Annotated in this window: 15 protein-coding genes, 2 pseudogenes and 1 riboswitch; of the genes and pseudogenes, 2 read left to right on the top strand and 15 right to left on the bottom strand. The window is 49.6% G+C overall.

Annotated elements, in window-relative coordinates; all coding sequences use genetic code 11:
- Positions 1–71: 71 nt before the first annotated feature.
- The 3 genes from pyk to H0G69_RS03965 form a co-directional block, all read right to left on the bottom strand.
- Entirely contained in the window at positions 72–1,493 is a 1,422-nt protein-coding gene (pyk, locus tag H0G69_RS03975) for a pyruvate kinase (protein WP_034540901.1), read from the bottom strand.
- Between the two features lie 158 nt (positions 1,494–1,651).
- Positions 1,652–4,978, bottom strand: a complete 3,327-nt coding sequence (locus H0G69_RS03970) for a DNA polymerase III subunit alpha (RefSeq protein WP_180305234.1) — start codon at positions 4,976–4,978, stop codon at positions 1,652–1,654.
- Between the two features lie 117 nt (positions 4,979–5,095).
- Complete coding sequence (locus tag H0G69_RS03965; RefSeq protein WP_180305233.1) at positions 5,096–5,917, bottom strand: alpha/beta hydrolase; 822 nt, start codon at positions 5,915–5,917, stop codon at positions 5,096–5,098.
- A 297-nt stretch (positions 5,918–6,214) separates the two neighbouring features.
- Between H0G69_RS03965 and H0G69_RS03960 the strand changes: the two genes are divergently transcribed.
- Positions 6,215–6,418, top strand: coding sequence for a YjzD family protein (locus H0G69_RS03960; RefSeq protein ID WP_033934762.1), 204 nt, complete (start codon positions 6,215–6,217; stop codon positions 6,416–6,418).
- A 285-nt stretch (positions 6,419–6,703) separates the two neighbouring features.
- Here the strand turns inward: H0G69_RS03960 and H0G69_RS03955 are convergent.
- From H0G69_RS03955 to lysA, 12 genes and pseudogenes are all read right to left on the bottom strand, one after another.
- A pseudogene (locus H0G69_RS03955) lies at positions 6,704–7,459 on the bottom strand (DNA/RNA non-specific endonuclease); the annotation flags it as partial.
- A gap of 157 nt (positions 7,460–7,616) precedes the next feature.
- Positions 7,617–8,465, bottom strand: coding sequence for an aldo/keto reductase (locus H0G69_RS03950; protein WP_180305231.1), 849 nt, complete (start codon positions 8,463–8,465; stop codon positions 7,617–7,619).
- Positions 8,466–8,678: 213 nt separating this feature from the next.
- Positions 8,679–9,857: pseudogene (gene pepT / locus H0G69_RS03945) on the bottom strand (peptidase T); the annotation flags it as partial.
- Positions 9,858–9,945: 88 nt separating this feature from the next.
- On the bottom strand, positions 9,946–10,770 hold the full coding sequence (locus tag H0G69_RS03940) for a Nif3-like dinuclear metal center hexameric protein (protein WP_180305229.1): 825 nt from the start codon (positions 10,768–10,770) through the stop codon (positions 9,946–9,948).
- Positions 10,767–11,462 (bottom strand): tRNA (adenine(22)-N(1))-methyltransferase, encoded by a 696-nt coding sequence (locus H0G69_RS03935; protein ID WP_180305228.1) that lies wholly within the window; start codon positions 11,460–11,462, stop codon positions 10,767–10,769. The genes H0G69_RS03940 and H0G69_RS03935 overlap by 4 nt, the downstream gene beginning before the upstream one ends.
- Positions 11,463–11,575: 113 nt before the next feature.
- Positions 11,576–12,634, bottom strand: coding sequence for an aspartate-semialdehyde dehydrogenase (locus H0G69_RS03930; RefSeq protein WP_180305227.1), 1,059 nt, complete (start codon positions 12,632–12,634; stop codon positions 11,576–11,578).
- 15 nt (positions 12,635–12,649) lie between these two features.
- Complete coding sequence (locus H0G69_RS03925) at positions 12,650–13,843, bottom strand: aminotransferase class I/II-fold pyridoxal phosphate-dependent enzyme (protein ID WP_180305226.1); 1,194 nt, start codon at positions 13,841–13,843, stop codon at positions 12,650–12,652.
- Between the two features lie 20 nt (positions 13,844–13,863).
- The gene (dapB, locus tag H0G69_RS03920) at positions 13,864–14,646 is read right to left on the bottom strand and encodes a 4-hydroxy-tetrahydrodipicolinate reductase (RefSeq protein ID WP_179944447.1); all 783 of its coding nucleotides are present in this window, start codon (positions 14,644–14,646) and stop codon (positions 13,864–13,866) included.
- A complete protein-coding gene (gene dapA / locus H0G69_RS03915; RefSeq protein ID WP_045025431.1) occupies positions 14,636–15,568 on the bottom strand; it encodes a 4-hydroxy-tetrahydrodipicolinate synthase in 933 nt (310 codons plus the stop codon). Before dapA ends, dapB begins: the two co-directional genes overlap by 11 nt.
- 12 nt (positions 15,569–15,580) lie before the next feature.
- On the bottom strand, positions 15,581–16,732 hold the full coding sequence (locus H0G69_RS03910; RefSeq protein WP_048345158.1) for an N-acetyldiaminopimelate deacetylase: 1,152 nt from the start codon (positions 16,730–16,732) through the stop codon (positions 15,581–15,583).
- Positions 16,733–16,738: 6 nt separating this feature from the next.
- Positions 16,739–17,449: a 2,3,4,5-tetrahydropyridine-2,6-dicarboxylate N-acetyltransferase gene (gene dapD, locus H0G69_RS03905; protein ID WP_180305225.1), complete on the bottom strand. Its 711-nt coding sequence runs from the start codon at positions 17,447–17,449 to the stop codon at positions 16,739–16,741.
- Between the two features lie 58 nt (positions 17,450–17,507).
- The gene (gene lysA / locus H0G69_RS03900; protein WP_128512872.1) at positions 17,508–18,821 is read right to left on the bottom strand and encodes a diaminopimelate decarboxylase; all 1,314 of its coding nucleotides are present in this window, start codon (positions 18,819–18,821) and stop codon (positions 17,508–17,510) included.
- A gap of 125 nt (positions 18,822–18,946) precedes the next feature.
- Positions 18,947–19,128, bottom strand: a riboswitch (Lysine riboswitch).
- A 201-nt stretch (positions 19,129–19,329) separates the two neighbouring features.
- Here lysA and H0G69_RS03895 point away from each other — a divergent pair.
- Entirely contained in the window at positions 19,330–20,688 is a 1,359-nt protein-coding gene (locus tag H0G69_RS03895) for an aspartate kinase (RefSeq protein WP_180305224.1), read from the top strand.
- Positions 20,689–20,705: the final 17 nt, after the last annotated feature.

The raw sequence follows: 20,705 nt of genomic DNA, 5'->3' as shown, positions 1-20,705 counted from the left end.
AAATAAAAGCAAAGGAGTAAAAAAACCGCCTGTCTAATGACAGACGGTTTTTTTGGATGAAATAATCAAGACTACTTGATCGTTTCAACCCGCATCAGGTTGGTTGCACCTGGCGTGCCCATAGGAACACCGGCAACCACGATGATCTTGTCGCCCGACTTGGCAAAACCAAGTTCAACTGCCTTCTTAGCAGCCAGAGCAAACATTTCATCAGTGTCAGCTGGCTTGTCAACAACGTATGGTTGAACACCCCAGTTAACCATCAGACCGCGTTCAGTCCGTTCATCAAACGTCAAAGCCAGAATGTCGGCGTTTGGACGGTACTTGGAAATCATGCGGGCCGTGTAGCCTGAAGAAGTAGCGGCTACGATAACCTTGATGTCAAGGTCCTTAGCGGCTTGAGCAACTGCAGAACCAATCGTTTCCGTAACGTCGCTCTTGTCAAAGTTGAACGTTTCCGTACCGAACAGGTCCAGGTTGTTTTCAGCCTTAACATCGATGCGAGCCATCGTAGAAACGGCTTCTACTGGCCAGTCACCGTTGGCACTTTCACCAGACAGCATCGTTGCATCAGTACCATCAAAGACAGCGTTGGCAACGTCAGAAACTTCGGCACGCGTTGGACGTGGGTTTTCTTCCATGGAGTCCAGCATTTGGGTAGCCGTGATAACTGGCTTGCCCATTTCGTTGCAGCGGCGAATCATCTTCTTTTGTACCAATGGCACGTTTTCAGCTGGGATTTCAACACCCATGTCACCACGTGGAACCATCAGACCATCAGCAACTGCCATGATTGCTTCGAAGTTGTCGATACCTTCTTGAGATTCGATCTTAGGGAAGATTTGAACGTCTTCCATGTTCTTTTCCTTCAGCAGTGCACGAATGTCTTCGATATCTTCTGGCTTACGAACGAAAGAAGCGGCAATGTAGTTGATACCTTGTTCCAGACCAAAGCGAATGTCGCTGGAGTCCTTTTCCGTGATACCTGGCAGGTTGATGGAAACGCCAGGTGCGTTGACACCCTTGCGTGAACCCAGCAGACCATGGTTTTGAACCGTGCAGACCAGTTCATGGTTGGCTTCGTCCTTTTCGTCGATGATCATGTCGATCAGACCGTCATCAAACAGAACGTGGCCGCCAACGTGAACGTCGTCGTACAGACCTGGGTAGGTAACAGCAATCTTTTCGTGCGTACCTTCAATAGAGTCGTCCATTGAGATCCGAACCTTGTCACCAGCATTGAATTCGATCTTACCGTCTTTTTCAACAGTAGTACGAATTTCAGCACCCTTAGTGTCCAACATCAGACCAACGTGCTTACCGGTGATTTCTTGAGCCTTCTTAACATTGTTCATCCGGCCCAGGTGTTCTGGGTGATCACCGTGTGAGAAGTTGAAACGGAAAATGTTGGCACCAGCATTGATCAGCTTTACAATCGTGTCAACATCAGTACTTGCAGGACCAAGGGTACTTACAATCTTGGTTTTCTTCATAAGTGACATCTCTCCTTTGCATTAATGCAGAAACTGCGCCATTGCGCACCTCATTTGCACAACACTTATCATAGCACTTTTTAAATTCGTTGTCTTTACTAATTACATCAAGAAAGCGCTAACAATTCAATTATTTTTGACGCTGGCGACAAACCGTTTTACGACGTGGATTGATAGACCACGTTGCTGACTCCCAAAAGATCAATCAGCCCTTTTTTAGTCGCCTCATCCCCACTGAGCCACTGACTGCGCGGAAGCAGACGCGTCTGCCGCGTTTCGGGATAGTAGACCATCACCGGCACGTTGCCATGGTGACTGCTGATAAATTCCTGCAGCTGGGCGGTCAAGCGCGGCGTCAGCGCATTCTTTCTCAGCTGCAAAAACCAGCGCGTCTTAGCTGGCGCCGATCCACGCTCACCAGCAGAAGAGGCCAGCTGAATGTGACTGGCCAGCAGCTGCAGACTGCCATTACGATTTTCCACTCGGCCGCTGATAATCAAAACATTACGTGCAGCGATCAGTTCTTGGTAACGCTGAAACTGTTTGGGAAAAACCGTTACCTCAATGCTGCCCGTTTCATCTGAGGCACTGACGAATGCCATCGGCTGACGCGTTTTTTTGGTATTGATCGTTTTAACGTGGCTGACGTAGAGAATCAGGGTCGCGTTCATCCCTTCTTTTAGCTGGGCGACCGTAACCGCGTGCAGCTGACCAGCCAATGATCGATATTGACTGACCGGGTGTCCTGACAGATACACGCCCAGATACTCATGCTCTTTTTCCAGTCGCTGGGCCAACGGATACTCAGGACGAGCCGGAATCATCGTTTGAAAGGTGTCGCTGCCTAAAAGCGCCTGGTTGAACTCGGCACCTTCAATTAAATCAGCCAAAGCATCAATCATTTCAGCACGATTGCTGCCCAAACGATCAAACGCACCGGCATAGATCAGCGGTGCAATCAGCTCAGGCTTTCTAAATCTGACGTCAATGCGGCCGATAAAATCAGCCAGGCTGGCAAACTGGCCATCCTTTCTTTTTAGGAGAATCTCGCTGATCAGATCACGACGCACGCCCTTGATCATGGACAGACCAAACAAGACGCGTCCTTGGTACAGACTAAAATCAGCCTGACTAAAATTGATGCTGGGGCCGGCAATGACAACGCCAAATGATTTGGCATCCTCAAAATAGGCCCGCATCTTTTCTGATCCCGCGTGAGCATTCAAAAGCGCGGCAAAAAAAGCCGGCGCAAAGTGACATTTAAGATAGGCCATTTCAAAAGCCATCATTGAGTAGGCCACGGCATGTGAACGGTTGAAACCGTAATTGGCAAACCGATCAATATATTCAAAAACCTGTTCAGCAACCGGTCTGGAATAACCATTGGCAACTGCTCCGTTAATAAAGCGTCCCCGCATCCGTTCCATCACATCGGCTTTTTTCTTACTCATGGCACGGCGCAGCAGATCGGCCTGTCCTAAAGTGAAACCCGCCATTTTAGCGGCCAGCTGCATTACCTGTTCTTGATACACTAGAATGCCATAAGTCGGTGCCAGAATCGATGCCAATGAAGGATCAGGCAAAGTGACCTTTTCACGCCCTTCTTTCCGCGCAATAAAATGGGCAATGTTATCCATTGGACCGGGCCGATATAAGGCATTGACTGCTACGATCATCTCAAAGTTTTCTGGATGCAGCCGAATCAAGACCTGACGAATCCCACTTGACTCAAACTGAAAGATCCCTCCCGTTGCTCCTTTTTGAAACAGCTTTAAAGTCAGCGGATCGTTGAGATTGATCTGATGCAGGTCAAAGTCAGGCTGGCTTTTTTCAATCAGCTGCAGGGCTGAATCCATGATTGACAGATTGCGCAGGCCCAAGAAATCCATCTTCAAAAGTCCCAGTGCCTCAACCGTGTCTTTAGGAAACTGCGTCATTAAGAGGCCATCGCTGCCGTTTTGCAGCGGAACCAGCTGATTCAATGGTGCTTGCGACAAGACGACTCCAGCCGCATGCGTCGAGTAGTGTCTGGGTAGTCCCTCAATGCGGAGTGCCGTCTTCATCAAAAGTGCATTCTGCGCAGAATCACTGAGCAGATTATTAAGAGCCCGTGATTCGTTCAATGCCTGCTGCAGCGTAATCTTAGGCAGGTTGGGAATCGCTCTGGCTAATTCATCGATGGCATAGACCGGCATACCGAAAACGCGGCCCACGTCTCTGACGGCCTGCTTAGCACCAAACGTCCCAAAAGTAATGATCTGAGCAACTCTGGCATGACCATACTTTTGATGAACGTATTGCAAAACCTCATCACGCCGATTATCTGGCAGGTCCAAGTCGATATCCGGCATCTGAGCTCGTTCTGGATTTAAGAACCGTTCGAAAAGCAGCTGGTATTTTAGGGGATCGACTTCAGTAATCTCCAGCACGTAGGCCACTAGCGAACCAGCTGCCGACCCACGCCCTGGGTCAGTCGCCAGCTTTTTTTGGTGGGCAAAGCGCATAACGTCCCAGACAATCAGAAAATAATCATCAAAGCCCATTTCATGAATCGTGGTCAGTTCACGCTGCAGGCGCTTCTCATAATCGGTTGGCGAATAACCAGCTGCCAATGGACGCTTTTTCAGACCTGCCAAACAAAGCTGCTTTAGATAATCGGCCGCGCTTTGCTGGTTTGGCGTAGGAAACTTAGGCAGGATAGGCGTTTGAAACCTGATCTCAACATTGCATTCCTGCGCGATGATTGCTGTCTGAGCAGCCGCACCTTCAAATTCAGAATCCAAAAAGGCCTGCTGCAGCTGTTCTCTGGTTGGCAAGGCGTGACTGATCGTATTCTGAGCCTGGAAAAACGGGTTGGTCATTTTGGCACCCTCATTAATATGTCTTAAAACATCGGTCGCAAAGGCATCATCATTTTCCAGATACTCGATTTTAGGGGCTGCTACCAGTGAAACGGCATATTGTCGCGCCGTTTGTCTGATCTGTTCGCGCTGAATGGCATCAAGCTCCAGATCAACCCCCAGCCAGCAATGTCCTGCCGTCTTCTCAATCAGTGCCGGCAGCCATTGGTCAATCATCGTTTGATCAAGCGTCAGCGGCTGAGCAGGCAAAATCAGATCCAGGTCCATTAAAAACGGCTCGATCTCCTGCTGCGTCAAAAAACGTCCCTGTGCTTGTGTCTGCTTTAAAGTCGACAGCTGCATCAGGTTAACGTAGCCAGCCTGCGTACGGGCCAAAAACAAAACTTCCAAGCCCTGCGTGGTCATTGCCATGGTTTTCAAATGCAGCCGCAACCCCAGCAAAGGCTTAATGCCCGCCGCTTTGGCAGCATTATAAAAATCAATTGCCCCATACATCACGTTCCAGTCCGCCAAGGCAACCGCCCGATAGCCCCTGCTTTTGGCTCCTTGAACCAATTCAGTCGGGCGCAGCGGACTCTGCAGGAGACTGTATGTGCTGATCACGTTGAGCGGCACAATTTCCATTTGGCATCCATCCTTTCCTTAAAAATTATAGCAGAAGCCAATGCCGAAAAGCGCGCTGCAGCGTTAATAAAAAGCCAGTTGACTGGTGTGTATCCAATCAGCTGACTTTTCATTGATTTAGCCATGTTTTTTCATCCAGTCCAAAATTTCTTGATAAACTGCCAGCCGCCGCGATGGCTCATTTAATACCTGATGTCTTAAAAATGGATAGATGTGAAGCTCTTTGTCGCGCGACGAAATCTCACGGTAGCTGTCCATTGAATCCGTGACGCTGACAACGCCATCTTCGGCACCATGCAGAATCAAGACCGGATCGACAAAATCGGCCGCATGTGTTCGATTAAAAGTCACCAGATCCATCGCCGCATTCAGCAGCGAGCCTTTAATCTCAGTCAGGTTCAATGGATCGTCTTGATAGTCTTGCCGCATCCAGGCACTGCTGTTGCTGCGATCACCAAAGCTGCCACTGATCGTTTCATCATCGCCAAAATGACGAACCGGACCAAAAATCTGATGGTGATAGCGCGTCAAGGCTCCTACCGAAATAATGCCATTGACCGTCTGGGGATATTTGGCGCCAAATGCCATCGCCGTACCGCCGCCCAGACTGTGTCCAACCACAAAGATCGGCAGATGAGGCGTGTTTTTCTTGGCCCAGTCAACGACGGTTTTAAGATCATCAGGAAAATGATTGAAATCGCCATAAACGCCATGTGGTCCAGGTGTCTGACCGTGACCACGATGATCATAGCGATAGACGGCAACATGGTGACGAACGAAATAATTGGTCATATAGTCATAACGACCTTGATGCCCCCCCAGGCCATGAACGATAACCAATACGGCAGCCGGCGCCACGGGTAGGTTTTGGCGAACGAACAGCTGTTGATCATCGATAGTCTCTAACAGCAGCTGCGAGTCACCGAGCGATGCTGACATAGTTTCTTCCTCCCTTAATTAGAAAATTATTGGAATTATAACATCATTTTCACATTCAAAGCGCCATTTTATGGATTTATTCGGCTTAAAAGCGTTCCGCCAAATCTGATCTGAATTCCGCAAGCTCAGTCAGTCCTGGAACCATGAGTCAGTGAACCGACCTGGGAACGCTTTTTCTTTTCTTACCAGGCATCTTGGCACCTGAGTCAGTTGCTTAATAATGCCTTAGATTATCAATACTCAAGTCAGATTTTTTATGTTAGAATAGTTTTGTATCCAACTAAGGGGTGAACTAAAATGCGTACAATTGGCAAAGAAATTATGATCATTATCTGGAGCTTTATTCTGGGTGACGTTTTGGGCTACATTGCCGGTCAACTGGAAAGCTGCACGGTTAATTACGTAACTACTGGTATTGTTGCCGTTGTTGTAGCATTATTGGCAACCAACTGCATTTCCCTGATTTCAAAGCAGGCTAACCCAGAAAAGGCTGCTAAATAATTTTACTCAGCAATTATAAAAAGAGCACTGAAAGTCTTCAGTGCTCTTTTTGTTTTCTGCTTAGCGCTCAAAGCCGCAAAGCGTATAGCCATCAGCAATTGCCTGTCCCTGCGTCATTGAATCAACGGTTTTGGAACGGGCCAGGGCGCGGCAGTTGCGGTTCAGATGATATTTGGTGCCATTAGGCGTGACATAGACGGTGGTCTGGTCATTATTGCCTTGGCTGGGTGCTTGACTGTTTGCAGTTTTAGAAACGGCCGGCGTTGAGCTGACGTTCTGGGCACTATTGTCAACCGTACTGGTCCCATCAGCATAGTTGAGCGTTACGCCATCCTGCACGTTAAAGATATAGACGTTGAACTTGATGGCCTGACTGTTGACTGACTGAGCCTGCATGTGCACGCCCCGCGCCAGCAGCTCATCGCCCCGAAAAATCGGCGTCACCTGATAGCGGACATAGTCGTTAGGATGCGTCCGCAGATAGTCGGCAACCTCATCTTCATAGCGAACCATCTCAGGATCATTGAGCGAGCGCGTTCCAGTAATCAGATTTTTCCAGTTGTTGTTTTGACCCGTCAGCTGATAGCCGATCAGATGCGAGCGGTTATACAGATAGCCGCCCTTGATCTTTTTGTTGTGCCAGCCAGTGGGCGTGACGTTTAACGGCTCGCGCTTGGCTTTGGGCATCAAAGAACGATTCAGCAGCGCGTTGGCTTGCGTTGCGCGATTTAAGCGATCCAGATTGCCGTATTGCTGCCAGGCGCCATGACTGGTATCCAGATCCTCACTGGTAAAATCCGGCTGACCATTATTGACACTGATGGTCTGCGTTCCTTGATAGTTAAGCTGAGCCAGCTGCTCATCAGACTGGCTGGAAGACGCAGCGGCCTGTTTTTTTACGCGCTGCGACTGATGTTTTTTGGCTGCCTTAACGACTGTTGACTGCACCGGATGCGATCCAGTCGGCATTAGTGGCGTCTGGATGCCGATTCCCAGTGCCAGCAGCGGCATCAGCAGCAGCTTTAGTATTTTTTGTTTCATTAACTACTCCCCCAATAATAAAAGGAGCGATTTCATTCAACCGCTCCATCCTTAAAACCATAGTAACACGTTTTAATTAGTGACGCGACGCCTTTTACATCATTTTCAAAGTATAAAGTCAGCTAAACTTTTCTTGAGCTGCTTCCAATTGCAGTGACTAAATCGTGGCCAGCGGCTGTTTTTGGCGCGGTGATGGGAAGGCTTGTTCCAGCTCCAACAACTCCGCGTCACTAAATTCCAGCTCGCCAGCCGCTACGTTCTGCCAGGCATGCTCAGGGTTGCCGGTCTGAGGAATCGTCAGCGTATTGCCGCAGCGAATGGTCCAGGCCAGCATGATCTGATAAATCGTGGCCTGATGCCGAGCAGCCAGTTTTTGCAGCGTTGGATCAGCAGTCAGCCGACCACTCAAAGTATCGCCTTGTGCAACCGGCGAATAGGCAATCAACGGCAGTCCTTGATCTTTTTGCCAGGCCAGCAGATCATATTCAATCCCCCGCCGATCAAGATTATAAAGATCTTCGTTCGCCGCGCAGTTATCGCCGTTTGGCAGGGCATACAGCTCTTTTAGATCAGCCACGTCAAAATTAGAGACGCCCCAGGCTCGAATCTTGCCAGCCTGCTTGACCCGCTCCAGTTCGGCCACGGTTTCAGCCAATGGGACCTGTCCGCGCCAATGCAAAAGATATAAATCAAAATAATCCGTGCCAACGTTTCTTAGACTGCGATCCAGACTCTGCTCCAGCTGCGCGTGGCTCGCGTGCTGTGGCAGGACCTTGTCAATGATAAACAGGTCTTGCCGATCAAACGGCTTGATGGCTTCGGCAACCAGACGCTCGGCCCTGCCATTGCCATACATCTCGGCCGTATCGATGACCTGCGCACCGGCTTTAATGCCTGCCTGCAGCGCTTGAATCTCCATCGTACGCTTAGCAGGATCATCTCCCATGTGCCAGGTGCCCAGGCCGACTGCCGGTAATACGCGCTGATTGATCGTAACGGTTTGCATGACTCATCATCCTTTCCAATTCAGGCTGTTTCTTAAAGCATATCACCAATGAATCAATCATCACAGCGCTTTCAACCAATTCCAATTAAAAATCCCTGCCACTCAGCTGCGACAGGGATTTTATGCCTTAAACAACGAAAGCTATTTAATCGACGACTGGGCCGTCAGTTTAACGATCTCCAGCAAAACATCCAAGGCTTTTTCCATAGTCTACAAAGAAACGTACTCAAAGCGCGAGTGCATGTTCTCGCCACCCGCAAACAGGTTTGGCGTTGGCAGCCCCAGATAAGAGATCGTGGAGCCGTCCGTACCGCCCCGCACTGGATAGATCACTGGCTCAATATCCAGATTCTCCATCGCCTGCTTGGCAATTGCAACGACTTCCATGTGATCCTTGAGCGCGTCCTTTAAATTATAGTATTGATCGTAAAGCTTCATTTGAATCCGCTCTCCACCCAGCTGTTCGTTTAGCTGTGCAACGATCTGTTTGAGATTCTGCTTGCGCTCTTCGAATTTTTGGCGATCATGATCCCGAATCAGATAGGTCATTTCGGCATGGTCAACGCCGCCGTTGAACTTGTAGAGATGGTAAAAGCCTTCGCGACCGGCCGTCTCCTCAGCACGATCGTGTTCTGGCAGACGGTTGTGCAGATCGATGCCGACTTGAATGGCATTGATCATCGTTCCCTTGGCAACCCCAGTGTGGACGTCCTTACCAGTAATCGTAATCTCGGCTTGAGCAGCGTTAAAGGTTTCATACTCTAACTCTCCCAGTGGACCACCATCAACCGTATAGGCAAAATCAGCCCCAAAGTCCTTAACGTCAAAGTGGTCGGCACCAGTACCAATCTCCTCGTCCGGCCCCAGACCGATCTGAATCGTGCCATGCTTGATTTCAGGATGCTTCAGCAGATATGACGCCATCGTTACGATCTCAGCCACGCCTGATTTGTCATCAGCGCCTAAAAGCGTGCGGCCATCCGTCGTAATCAGCGTCTGATGCGCATATTTTTTCAATGATGGGAACTCGGCCGGTGAAAGCTGGTAGCCGCTGTCCGACAAGGCAATGTCAGATTGACCATCATAATCGTCAATCACCTGCGGCCGGACATGGTCGGCATTAAAGTCCGCCGTATCAATATGGGCAATCAAGCCAACAACCGGCGCGTCATGATCAAGATTGCTGGGGATCGTTGCCAACAGATATGAGTTTTGCGGATGAATGCGCACGTTGCTCAGTCCCAGGTCTTGCAGCTCTTGCGCCAGCTGTTTTAAAAAGGCCGTTTCTTTAGGACTGGAAGGCACCGTGGCTGATTGTGGATCTGAGCGCGTTTCAACTTGAACGTATTTCAAAAAACGCGGCAGCAGTTCAGAATATTTTTCTTCAGTCAAATCGATCACCTTTTCTTTATGAATTAGTCATTACTACCAATACGTCAACTTTATCACTTTTTCAATAAACAGAGCAGGCAAAGTCAGCCTATTTGACGATAAACTTAAACGGCTCCGTATTGATCTCAGAGGTTATGATCTCAAAATCCCAGTCGTTTTCCTGGCGCCATTTTTTAAGCAGACTGGCCAGCTGATCCTGACAGACGGCTTCGATATGATGACCGGCATCAACCACCGTTAAATGGCTGGCAATCATGTCATGAGCAAAGTGATAGCTCACATCTCCAGTTACATACGCATCAGCCCCGCGCTTTTTCGCCAGCTGCCAAAAATCCTGTCCGGAGCCGCCCAAAATCGCCACTCGCTTGATCAGCTGCTTTTGATCGGCTGGATTAACGATCAAACGGGCCCCATTAAGCTGAAACTTTTCCAGACACCATTGACCAAACGCCGCTGGACTCATTGGCTGCAATAAGTCGCCCAGCCGTCCCATTCCACAGTCGCGTCCCGAGATCGGATCAATCCCCGTAATCTGCAGCGGCTCAACGTTGGTCAGCTCTAATTGGGCCGCCAGCCAATCGTTCATCCCGCCATTGGCATTGTCAAGGTTGGTATGTGCCGCATAAACCGTAATACCATGCTCCAAAAGCGTTTGATACATGGCAATCTGCGGGTCGCGCACATCCAGGGTCTTAACGGCATGAAACATGGCTGGATGGTGATTGAAGATAAAGTCAACGTTTTTTTCAATTGCTTCTTGAACGACTTCTGGGCGGCAGTCCAACGCTGTCATGACCCGTTTGACCGGTCGTTCGGGATTACCCAGCTGCAGGCCGACATGATCCCATGATTCAGCCAAAGCCGGATTGGCAAACATTTCAAACCGTTGAATAATGTCGTTTCCAGTCGTCATTTGATCACCTCTTTAATCATCTGCATCTCGCGTTCAAACTCCTTGATCTTGGCAACTGGTGGCTGGGCCGCTTTTTTCATCTGTTCAATGGCAACTTGCTCTCGCTCAAGCTCGGCCAGCCATTCTTTTCGAAAAGCAGGCTGATCCTGTTCCAATAAGAAAGGACCAAACTTAAGCTCACGGTCGTTATAGGTAAATGGAACGATCGAAGGCTCAGCCACGATGATCTCATAAATATGGTCATCTTCTTCAAGCACTTCTTCAGCTATGATCTGCCATTGATTAGCCAAGAGCCATTCTCTGACGCGCTCACCACCAACGTTGGGCTGCAGGATCAAGCGCTTGACTCCGGCAAGTTTTTGCGTGTCGGCAGCCAGAATCTTGGCAATCAAGGTTCCGCCCATCCCAGCAATCGTAATCGTATCAATGCGATCATCAGCTTGAATTGCCGCCAGTCCATCGGCAAGCCGCGGCTGAATCACGTTGTCAAGCTGCAGCTGCTTGATCTCATGCGCGGCGTTTTCAAAAGGTCCTTTGACAACCTCCCCAGCAACGGCATACTCAATCTGTCCGTTTAATGCCAGGTGTGCCGGCAGATAGGCATGATCAGAGCCAATATCGGCCATGCGGGCTCCTTTAGGTACATAGCTGGCAACGCGCGCCAATCGTAATGAAAGATGGTTGGCATCCATAAATAAATCTTCCTTCCTGGTTCCAAATTATATTTCCAGTATAACAAAAAATCCGTCCCGCAATCAGCCAGACGGATTTTCAGTTTAAGTTGATTCTAGTTTCAAGACATCGCTTAGACCAGACCCAGTGCTACCAGACGCTCGGCATTTTCAACCGTATTCCAGGCAGCGCCCTTCAACAGATTGTCAGCAACGACCCACATGTTGAAGGCACCCTTGTTTTCATAATCAGGACGAATCCGGCCAACAAACGTCTCCCGCTTGCCGACTGCGTTGATTGGCTGTGGGTAGATCTGATGAGCAATATCGTCTTCCAAAACGTTGCCAGGGAAGTCAGCCACTACGCGCATAATATCTTGAGCCGTAGCCGATTCATCCTCAACCGTAAAGTAGACGCTTTCGCCATGCGCGATTGGCACCGGTACGCGGACACAGGTAGCCGTAACCTTAATGTCTTGTGAATTCATGTCGCCAAGCATGATCTTCTTGGTTTCATGAATCATCTTCCATTCTTCATGCGAGTAGCCTGATTCCTCCAAAACGTCAATTTGCGGCAACAGGTTAAAGGCCAGTGGATAATGCTTCTTGTCGCCCTTGGTTGGCAGAATATGAGCATCCGCCTGCATGTCCTTGCCATCCAAAAAGTCTTGGGCTTCTTGATACATTTCGTTTAAAGCGGATTGACCAGCACCCGAAGCTGCCTGATAAGTGGAAACCACGATCTGCTTTAAGCCAAAGTTGCGGCGAACTGGTTCCAAAGCCATTACCATTTGAATCGTCGAACAGTTGGGATTGGCCACGATGCCATGATGATCCTTCAGAGCGGCTTCGTTGACTTCTGGTACGACCAACGGCACATCCGGCTCCATCCGAAAGGCGCTGGTATTGTCAACACAGATTGCCCCGCGCTTAACGGCTTCTGGCAGAAACTTCTTGGAAACCGATCCGCCAGCAGACGACAATACAATGTCAACACCGTCAAAGGATTCAGGGGTCGTTTCCTCAACGGTTACCGGCTGACCCTTAAACTGCAGCGTCTTACCGGCCGATTTTTTGGATGCCAAAAGCTTAACATGCTTAACGGGAATCGTAGACTGGGCTAATTGTTCAATCATCCGCGTGCCGACCGCCCCCGTGGCACCCAGAATTGCGACATTGTATTGCTTACTCATAATATAATCGCTCCTTTAGTTCTTTGCGTTAACCTTTTCAATAAATGGCTTCATGCGCTCCATGGCAGTATGCAGGTCCTCATCAGAAGCCGCGTATGACAGCCGTACCCAGCCGGCACCACCAGCACCAAAGGCATTACCTGGCGTAACACCGACCTGGGCTTCCTTGGCCAGATCCAAGGCAAACTGCATGTCATCCGTACCATAGTTGGCTGGAATCTTGGCGAAGATGTAGAACGCGCCTTGTGGTGGAACCGTTTCGATGCCCATGTCGTTTAAAGACTTCAAAACATAGTCACGCCGTTTTTGGTAGATGGCCCGTGCCTTAACCGGATCCTCATCCCCATTGGTGTAGGCTTCAATGGCTGCTGCCTGTGTTGAGTCGGTAATTGAGGTTACCAAGAATGAATGCAGCTTGGTGATGTTGTCGATTGCTTCTTTAGGACCGGCAAAATATCCCATTCGATAACCAGTCATGGCATGCGACTTGGACAGGCCAGAGATAAAGATGGTCCGGTCCGGCAAAAGCGTAGCCATTGACGTGTGTTCCACACCATAAACCAGATCACTGTAGATTTCATCAGCAAATACGTACAGATGATGATCGGCAATAACCTTAGCCAGGCCTTCCAGCACTTCGCGTGGATATTCACGGCCGGTTGGGTTGACTGGGTAGTTCAGCAAAACGGCTTTAACCGCTGGACCTTCTTTTTTCAAAACGTTTTCCAGCAGCTCAGGCGTCAAGACAAAATCGTCCTCAGAAACGTCAACCTGCACCGGCGTCCCACCTGCCAGAGAAACCAGCGGGAAGTACAGCGAGAAGGCTGGTGTTGGAATGATCACCTTGTCGCCTTCATTGATCAGAGAAAAGATCGTCGCTGCCAGAGCCTCGGTTGCACCAACCGTAGCAACGATTTCGGTTTCTGGGTCATAGTGCACGCCGCGCGTCCGTTCCAGATAGCCGCTGATGGCTTTTCGCAATTCAATCTTGCCGCGGTTGGAGGTATAGTGCGAATCATTTTCAACAATACTTTGCACGGCTGCCTGCTTAACGTGTTCAGGAACGTTAAGATCAGGTTCGCCAATCGTCAGTTTAACGATGCCTGGAATCTTGGAGACGTGAGCATCAAAAGAACGAATTCCAGATGGTGAGATTGCGGCCACGCGTGGGTTGACCGTTTCATTAAGATCTTTTGCTAGAGTTGGCATAAACAAATTTCCCCTTTACATCAAAGAATATTTTCCAAACCGACAACCAGTTCATTCAGCGACGCAACCTTTTGCAAGGCTACCTTAACGCCGCTCATAAACGAGCCCCGATCAAATGAATCCTGGCGAATGGTCAATGCCTCGCCAGTGCCGCCAAACAGCACCTGCTCATGGGCAATGTAGCCCGGCAGACGGACCGAGTGAATGCGAATGCCTTGATAGTCGCCACCGCGGACGTTGGCCAGCGTTTCGACCTCATCTGGATTGCTTTCGTGCGGCTGACGATTTTGTGCCATCATCTTAGCCGTACTCAATGCCGTTCCTGATGGTGCGTCTTTCTTATCGGCATGGTGCATTTCAATAACCTCGACGTCTGGGAAATACTTGGCGGCTTCCTGGGCGAACTTCATCAGCAAGACCGCCGACATGCCAAAGTTAGGTGCGATCAGGCCACCTAAATGATTGGCTTTGGCAAGGGCCTTGAGTTCGGCTTCCTGTTCATCAGTCAGACCAGTCGTGCCAACCACGGGGCGCATCCCGTGATTCAGCGCGAATTTGACGTTTTCATAAACCGCACTGGGAACAGTAAAGTCGATCCAGACATCAGCTGCTTGATCGGGAATCGCTGCTAAATCATTAAAGATCTGGACATCGTCATTTAAGTTATAGCGTTCCGGATCGTTACGGTCGGCTTGTGGCGAAAAAGCGGCAACGATTTGAAAATCCGCCATGCCATTGACCAGATCAACGGCCTTTTGTCCCATTGCACCAGCAAACCCGGCGATCAGTACACTAGTCATCAACATCACCCTTTCCAAGATTCAATGGCAACTCATGAGCCAGCGCATCGGCAGGCAATGACAGCGCCTGTGCCAGCTGCTGCTTTTCGTTGTCGTTCAGAGTAGCAATCGGCAGACGGCAGCCACCCACGCCAAAGCCTTGCGCGTTTAAGACCGCCTTGACTGGTGATGGTGATGGGTACATGAACAGCGCGGCCATTCTTGGCGTCAGCCAGCGCTGCAGACGTGCGGCCGCCTGCCAATTACCATTATACAATTGATCATACATTTCCCGCATCTGGGCACAGTAATTATGCGAAGCAACCGAGATCACGCCATTAGCTCCTAAGACGCGCGCCGTCAATGCTTGAGCGTCTTCGCCGGTAAAGACTTGGAAATCCTCGTCCTTGTGATCGATCACGTACTGCATCTCTTCCAGCGAGGCACATTGCTTAACGGCCTTGATGTTTTCATGATGTGAAAGCTCCACGATCGTTTCGGCAGCCATCTTAACGCCGGTTCGACCAGGAATGTTATAGATCACGATTGGCAACTTGGACTGATCTGCTACCGCCGTAAAGTGGGCAATCATGCCACGCTGATTAGGCTTGTTGTATGGCGGTACCACGACCAGCGCATAGTCAATGCCTTCGATCTCAGCCACCTCATTGGTAAAGGCAATAGTTTCGGCAGTATTGTTGCTGCCAGTGCCGGCAATCACCGGAACACGGCCATCAATGATCTTAGCAAACTCACGATACAGCGCCAGCTTTTCGTCATGGCTGAGCGTTGGCGTCTCACCAGTCGTACCGCCAATGACAAAACCGTTGCTGCCCTGTTCGATCAAATGGTTGGTCAGCTTGGCCAAACTGGCAAAGTCCAATTCATTTTGTTCATTAAATGGTGTTACGATGGCGGTTAACAAATCAGCATCTTGTAAATTCATAGTTAAATCCCCCTAGTTTTGCATACGATAGTTCAAAAATCCGGTAATAGCATCCACGCCCCGTTTAATAGCGCGTTCATCCGGTTTTAAGGTCGCCGAATGCAACTGTGAGTCATCTTCAACTCCCAGCCAAAACATGGTGCCGGGGAACTTGGCCAGCAGATAGCCAAAGTCTTCACCGGTCATTGCCGGCGCAGTTTCGATAAATTCAACGCCAGCAGCCTGTTTCATATATTCAATAAAGCGTTTGGTCAGTTCGGGATTGTTTTCAACGGGCCAGTAGCCACCTTGATTCAACTGCAGGTCGACTTTAACGTTAAAGCTTTTGGCAATTCCTTCGCAGACGTCTTTTAAACGCTGATCGATCTTCAAAATCATTTCCTGCGTCAGACCGCGAATCGTGCCTTCCAGATGGGCATGACCGGCAATCACGTTGCGGATCGTGCCGGCTTCAACCTTACCCAGCGTGATCACACCGCTTTGAATCGGATCAATGCTGCGTGAAATGATCGTCTGAACCTGCATGATCAAAGACGCCATCGCCACGACCGTATCATTGGCATCCTGCGGAAAGGCCGCGTGACCGCCCTTACCGGTAATATCAATGTTGACTTCAGTCGTGCCGGCAAACAGCGTGCCCATGCGACAGCCAATCGCGCCAGCCGGCAGGTCCGGATTATCGTGCAGACCGTAGAACTCATCTGGTCGCCACTTGCCATCAAACAGTCCCTGCTCATAGGCCAGCTTGCCGCCGTTTTCGCTTTCTTCGGCTGGTTGGAAGAAAAACAGCAGATTGTCTTTTGGCTGATGCTCACTGAACCAGCTTAAAACCCCCAGCGCAACCGTCATGTGGATGTCGTGGCCACAGGCATGCATGACGCCGGGATGCTTGGAAGCAAACGGCAGGCCGGTCTGTTCTGCTACCGGCAGCGCGTCGATATCGGTTCGATAGCCGATCGTTCTAGTTGGCTGACTACCGTGTACCAACACCATCAATGCAGTTGGCAATTTTTCCGGTTGGCGAATCTCCAGATGAGTCTGGTTAAACCCTTTAATCGTATCCAACAAATAGGCATGCGTCTGTTTTTCCTGCAGCGCCAGTTCTGGAATCTGATGCAGATCGCGGCGAATCTTGATTAATTGTGCTTCATTTAATTCTGTCATCGATCATCACAGCTTCCGCAAGTCTTCTTCCAGGCCCGTCTTTGATTCGGTCTTGTCATCAACGTTCTTGATAAACTTAGCAGGCACACCGGCGACGACCGTGTGAGGAGCAACGTCTTGGGTTACGACGGCACCGGCAGCAATCACAGCCCCTTCGCCAACATGCACGCCTTCAATTACTACGGCATTGGCACCAATCAAAACGTTGTCATCGATTCGGACCGGTTCAGCTGAGGCTGGTTCGATCACGCCGGCTAAAACCGCGCCCGCGCCGACGTGACAATGCTTGCCGACGATTGCCCGGCCGCCCAGCACCGCGCCCATGTCAATCATGGAGTCGGCACCGATTTCTGCACCAATGTTGATGATTGCCCCCATCATGATAACGGCATTGTCGCCAATCAAAACCTGATCCCGAATCAAGGCACCAGGTTCGATCCGCGCGTTGATTCCCTTCAGATCCAGCAGCGGCACGGCTGAATTGCGGGCATCGTTTTCCACGCGATAGTCTTCAATCTGCGCAGCATTGGCAGTCAAGAATGGCTTAACGTCGGCCCAGTCGCCAAACAAAACGCCGGTACGGGCTTCTAAAAAGCTTTGAATAGATTCCGGAACGTCTATGGCAGCCAGATCACCCTTGACAAATACCTTTACGGGCGTCTTCTTGGGTGCATTGCCGATGTAGTTGATAATGCTTTGTGCGTCTAATTGTGCCATTTAGATTAACTCCAATCTTTTTTCTACTATATTATTAATATCTTATTTTAAAAGTGATTTAGGCTTGTGGGTAGGAACGGTCAAGATGAACCAGATCGTCAAGCGATTCGCGTTCAATTACCAGGTGAGCCTGACCATTTTCAGCAAAGACCACTGCCGGCCGCGGATTGCGGTTATAATTAGAAGCCATCGCATATCCATAGGCTCCCGTATCCAGCATTGCCAAAACATCGCCTGGCTTGGTTTTTGGCAGTGGCTGATGCTGACTGAGAATATCGCCTGATTCACAGTACTTACCGGCCAGCCGCACCGTTTCAGCGTTTTCCGCCTGCGGATCGGCAGCCAGCACCGTTTCGTATTCCGCCTCATAAAGCGCTGGCCGAATGTTGTCGCCCATCCCGCCATCGATCATGACATATGGCAGCAAGCCGGGAACGTCTTTACGCGAGCCCACTGTATAAAGGTTATAGCCGGCGGGACCAGCGATTGAGCGGCCTGGTTCGATCCAGACAGCCGGCATCTTCAGATTCAGCTTTTGCGTTTCTTCCTTAATAGTTTCGATGATCGCTGCCACAAAATCTTCTGGCTTCAATGGATGGTCGGCGCTGACGTAGCGAATCCCGAAGCCGCCACCGACATTGACGATTTCTGGCTCATAGCCAAACTCGTCGCGCCAGTGAGCTGCAATCTCAACCAATTTAGCAGCCGCCATCTGAAAGCCATTTAATTCAAAAATCTGCGAACCGATATGGGCATGCAACCCTTTCATATGCATTCGTGGACTGGCCAGAATCTTTTGCAGGGCTTCATCAGCCTGACCGGACTGCAGATCAAAGCCAAATTTGCTGTCAACCTGACCAGTTTGAATATACTTATTCGTATGTGCGGAAATCCCCGGTGTGATCCGCATCATAACGTCGATTGACTGATCACGACTGGCCAGTACTTCATTAAGCAGCTCAATTTCATGGAAGTTGTCGATCACAATCATGCCCACATGGTGATCAACGGCCATCTCTAATTCGGCCCGCGATTTGTTGTTGCCATGAAAAGATACGTTTTCCATTGGGAAGTTGGCTTTGATTGCCGTATAGAGCTCACCGGCCGAAACCACATCAACATGACCGCCTTCATGAGCTACAACCTGATACATGGCAATCGCGGCAAACGCCTTGCTGGCATAGCTGACCGCGTAGTCAACCTGGCGCTGCTCAAACACCTTTTTAAAAGCACGAATCTGGCGGCGAATCTGGGCCACGTCGTAGACTACCAGCGGCGTGCCATATTCCTTGGCTAGTTCGAGCGAGTCAACACCGCCAATCGTCAAATGACCTGCTGCGTTGATCTGATCCGGTGCAATCTGAGAATTCATAATCTAAAACCTCCGTTGTTCTGACGGGGAAAACGCTAAGAAAAAATCCATTGTTCGTGCGCACACAAACAACGGATCCCATTTTCAAAAAGCCACCCACTGCGGCTGTTGTCAAATTTAATCTGATTGGTCGATAGCGCTCCGCGAAGTTTTTCTCCGCGACAGTCCGTGACTTGTTCAGCCACGCCCCAGCAATCAAGCCGCGACCCGGTCTGAAAGCTTCGGCAATCGCCCCTTTCCTGTACGATCATTGTCTGGTCTGCGACTAACATACGGTACTCATGTTGACTGCGCCTCTTCGATTTAATAGTTAGTCTATAATTAAGTTTAATAATCGTCAAGTAAATTCTGATAATTTTTCTCATTTATTTTTTCTACTATGATTTGTAAAACGTTTATGCTATCGAATTTTAAAAAAGCAGACTTGCAAGGATGTCAATAAATGTTAGAATCCTATTAAATTAATTTGCGTTCTTTATTATTTTCAACGCACAAAGGAGTCTGTAATATGAAAGTTGTAAAGTTCGGTGGTACCTCATTGGCTACGGGGGCTGCCGTTAAACAGGCATTGAACATCATCACGGCTGACCCAGCTCGTCAAATCGTTGTGGTTTCGGCTCCTGGTAAACGACACGACGGCGATATCAAGGTAACCGACCTTTTGATCCGCTATGCCAATGAAACGATCAACGGAGAAGATACCGCCAAGACGGTTCAAGAAATTTTCGAGCGCTACGAAACGATCGGTCACTTTTTTGATCTGCCAGATGAAAAAATCAAGATCATCAAGGAACTGCTGGTTGATCTGCCTAAAAAAGACTACCCAAACGATGAATATCTGCTGGCCGCTTTCAAGGCCCACGGTGAGCGGCTTAATGCCCGGCTGATCGCAATGATTATGAACCACCTGGGCATCAAGACACGGTTCGTTGATCCAACTGAAGCCGGCATCATGGTTACAGGGGCACCCAACGACGCAATCGTCAATCCAGAAACCTACCGTAATCTGGCCGGTTTCAAGTATGAGGTCTATGATCGGCTGGTCTTTCCAGGATTTTTTGGCATCACGCCTTCTGGTCATATCGCAACGTTCTCACGGGGCGGCTCTGACATTACCGGCGCGATCCTGGCCCGGGGCTTTCACGCGCGACTGTATGAAAACTTTACCGACGTGGATGCAATCTTCTCGGCCAATCCAAACGTGGTCGACGATCCTGAGCCGATCCGCACAATGACCTACCGTGAGATGCGCGAGCTTTCCTACGCCGGCTTTTCGGTCTTCCACGATGAGGCCTTGATTCCTGCTATTCAAGGGCAGATTCCCATCAACGTCAAAAACACGCATGCCCCAGAAAAGCCTGGTACCATGATCGTTCCCGAAAAGGGCTTCAAACCAGAAAACATCATCACTGGCGTCGCTTCAGGCAAGCATTTTTCAGCACTCTATCTGCACAAGTATCTCTTGAACAAAGAAGCCGGCTTCACCCTGCGCATTCTGGATATTCTGGAAAAGCACAACGTTCCTTATGAGCACATGCCATCTGGGATCGATGATATTTCGATTATCTTTGACAAAAAGTTTTTGAATGATCAATTGATTGACGTTTTGTGCGATGAGATTCAAAATAAGATCAATCCCGATCGTCTGGAATGGATTGACGACTACTCCATTACCATGATCGTCGGTGAAGGAATGCGTGATCGCGTTGGCGCTGCTGCCGGCATTCTGCAGCCATTAGCCGATGCTCACATCTCGCTGCAGATGATCAACCAAGGGGCCTCTCAGATCTCAATCATGCTGGGGACCAAGCGGGCAGATGCCGATAAAGCCGTCCAGGTCATCTATCATCAATTCTTCGCAAATTAATCAGACAAAGAGGTATT

It is taken from the genome of Limosilactobacillus mucosae (genome assembly GCF_013423865.1).
Taxonomy (GTDB): Bacteria; Bacillota; Bacilli; order Lactobacillales; family Lactobacillaceae; genus Limosilactobacillus; species Limosilactobacillus mucosae.
Note: the sequence above shows the minus strand (reverse complement) of the source record. Positions and strands in the feature narration are given on the sequence as shown.

Coding starts and splice junctions, on each gene's coding strand:
- pyk (WP_034540901.1), bottom strand. CDS start 1,493: ATGAAGAAAACCAAGATTGTAAGTACCCTTGGTCCTGCAAGTACTGAT.
- H0G69_RS03970 (WP_180305234.1), bottom strand. CDS start 4,978: ATGGAAATTGTGCCGCTCAACGTGATCAGCACATACAGTCTCCTGCAG.
- H0G69_RS03965 (WP_180305233.1), bottom strand. CDS start 5,917: ATGTCAGCATCGCTCGGTGACTCGCAGCTGCTGTTAGAGACTATCGAT.
- H0G69_RS03960 (WP_033934762.1), top strand. CDS start 6,215: ATGCGTACAATTGGCAAAGAAATTATGATCATTATCTGGAGCTTTATT.
- H0G69_RS03950 (WP_180305231.1), bottom strand. CDS start 8,465: ATGCAAACCGTTACGATCAATCAGCGCGTATTACCGGCAGTCGGCCTG.
- H0G69_RS03940 (WP_180305229.1), bottom strand. CDS start 10,770: ATGACGACTGGAAACGACATTATTCAACGGTTTGAAATGTTTGCCAAT.
- H0G69_RS03935 (WP_180305228.1), bottom strand. CDS start 11,462: ATGGATGCCAACCATCTTTCATTACGATTGGCGCGCGTTGCCAGCTAT.
- H0G69_RS03930 (WP_180305227.1), bottom strand. CDS start 12,634: ATGAGTAAGCAATACAATGTCGCAATTCTGGGTGCCACGGGGGCGGTC.
- H0G69_RS03925 (WP_180305226.1), bottom strand. CDS start 13,843: ATGCCAACTCTAGCAAAAGATCTTAATGAAACGGTCAACCCACGCGTG.
- dapA (WP_045025431.1), bottom strand. CDS start 15,568: ATGAATTTACAAGATGCTGATTTGTTAACCGCCATCGTAACACCATTT.
- H0G69_RS03910 (WP_048345158.1), bottom strand. CDS start 16,732: ATGACAGAATTAAATGAAGCACAATTAATCAAGATTCGCCGCGATCTG.
- dapD (WP_180305225.1), bottom strand. CDS start 17,449: ATGGCACAATTAGACGCACAAAGCATTATCAACTACATCGGCAATGCA.
- lysA (WP_128512872.1), bottom strand. CDS start 18,821: ATGAATTCTCAGATTGCACCGGATCAGATCAACGCAGCAGGTCATTTG.
- H0G69_RS03895 (WP_180305224.1), top strand. CDS start 19,330: ATGAAAGTTGTAAAGTTCGGTGGTACCTCATTGGCTACGGGGGCTGCC.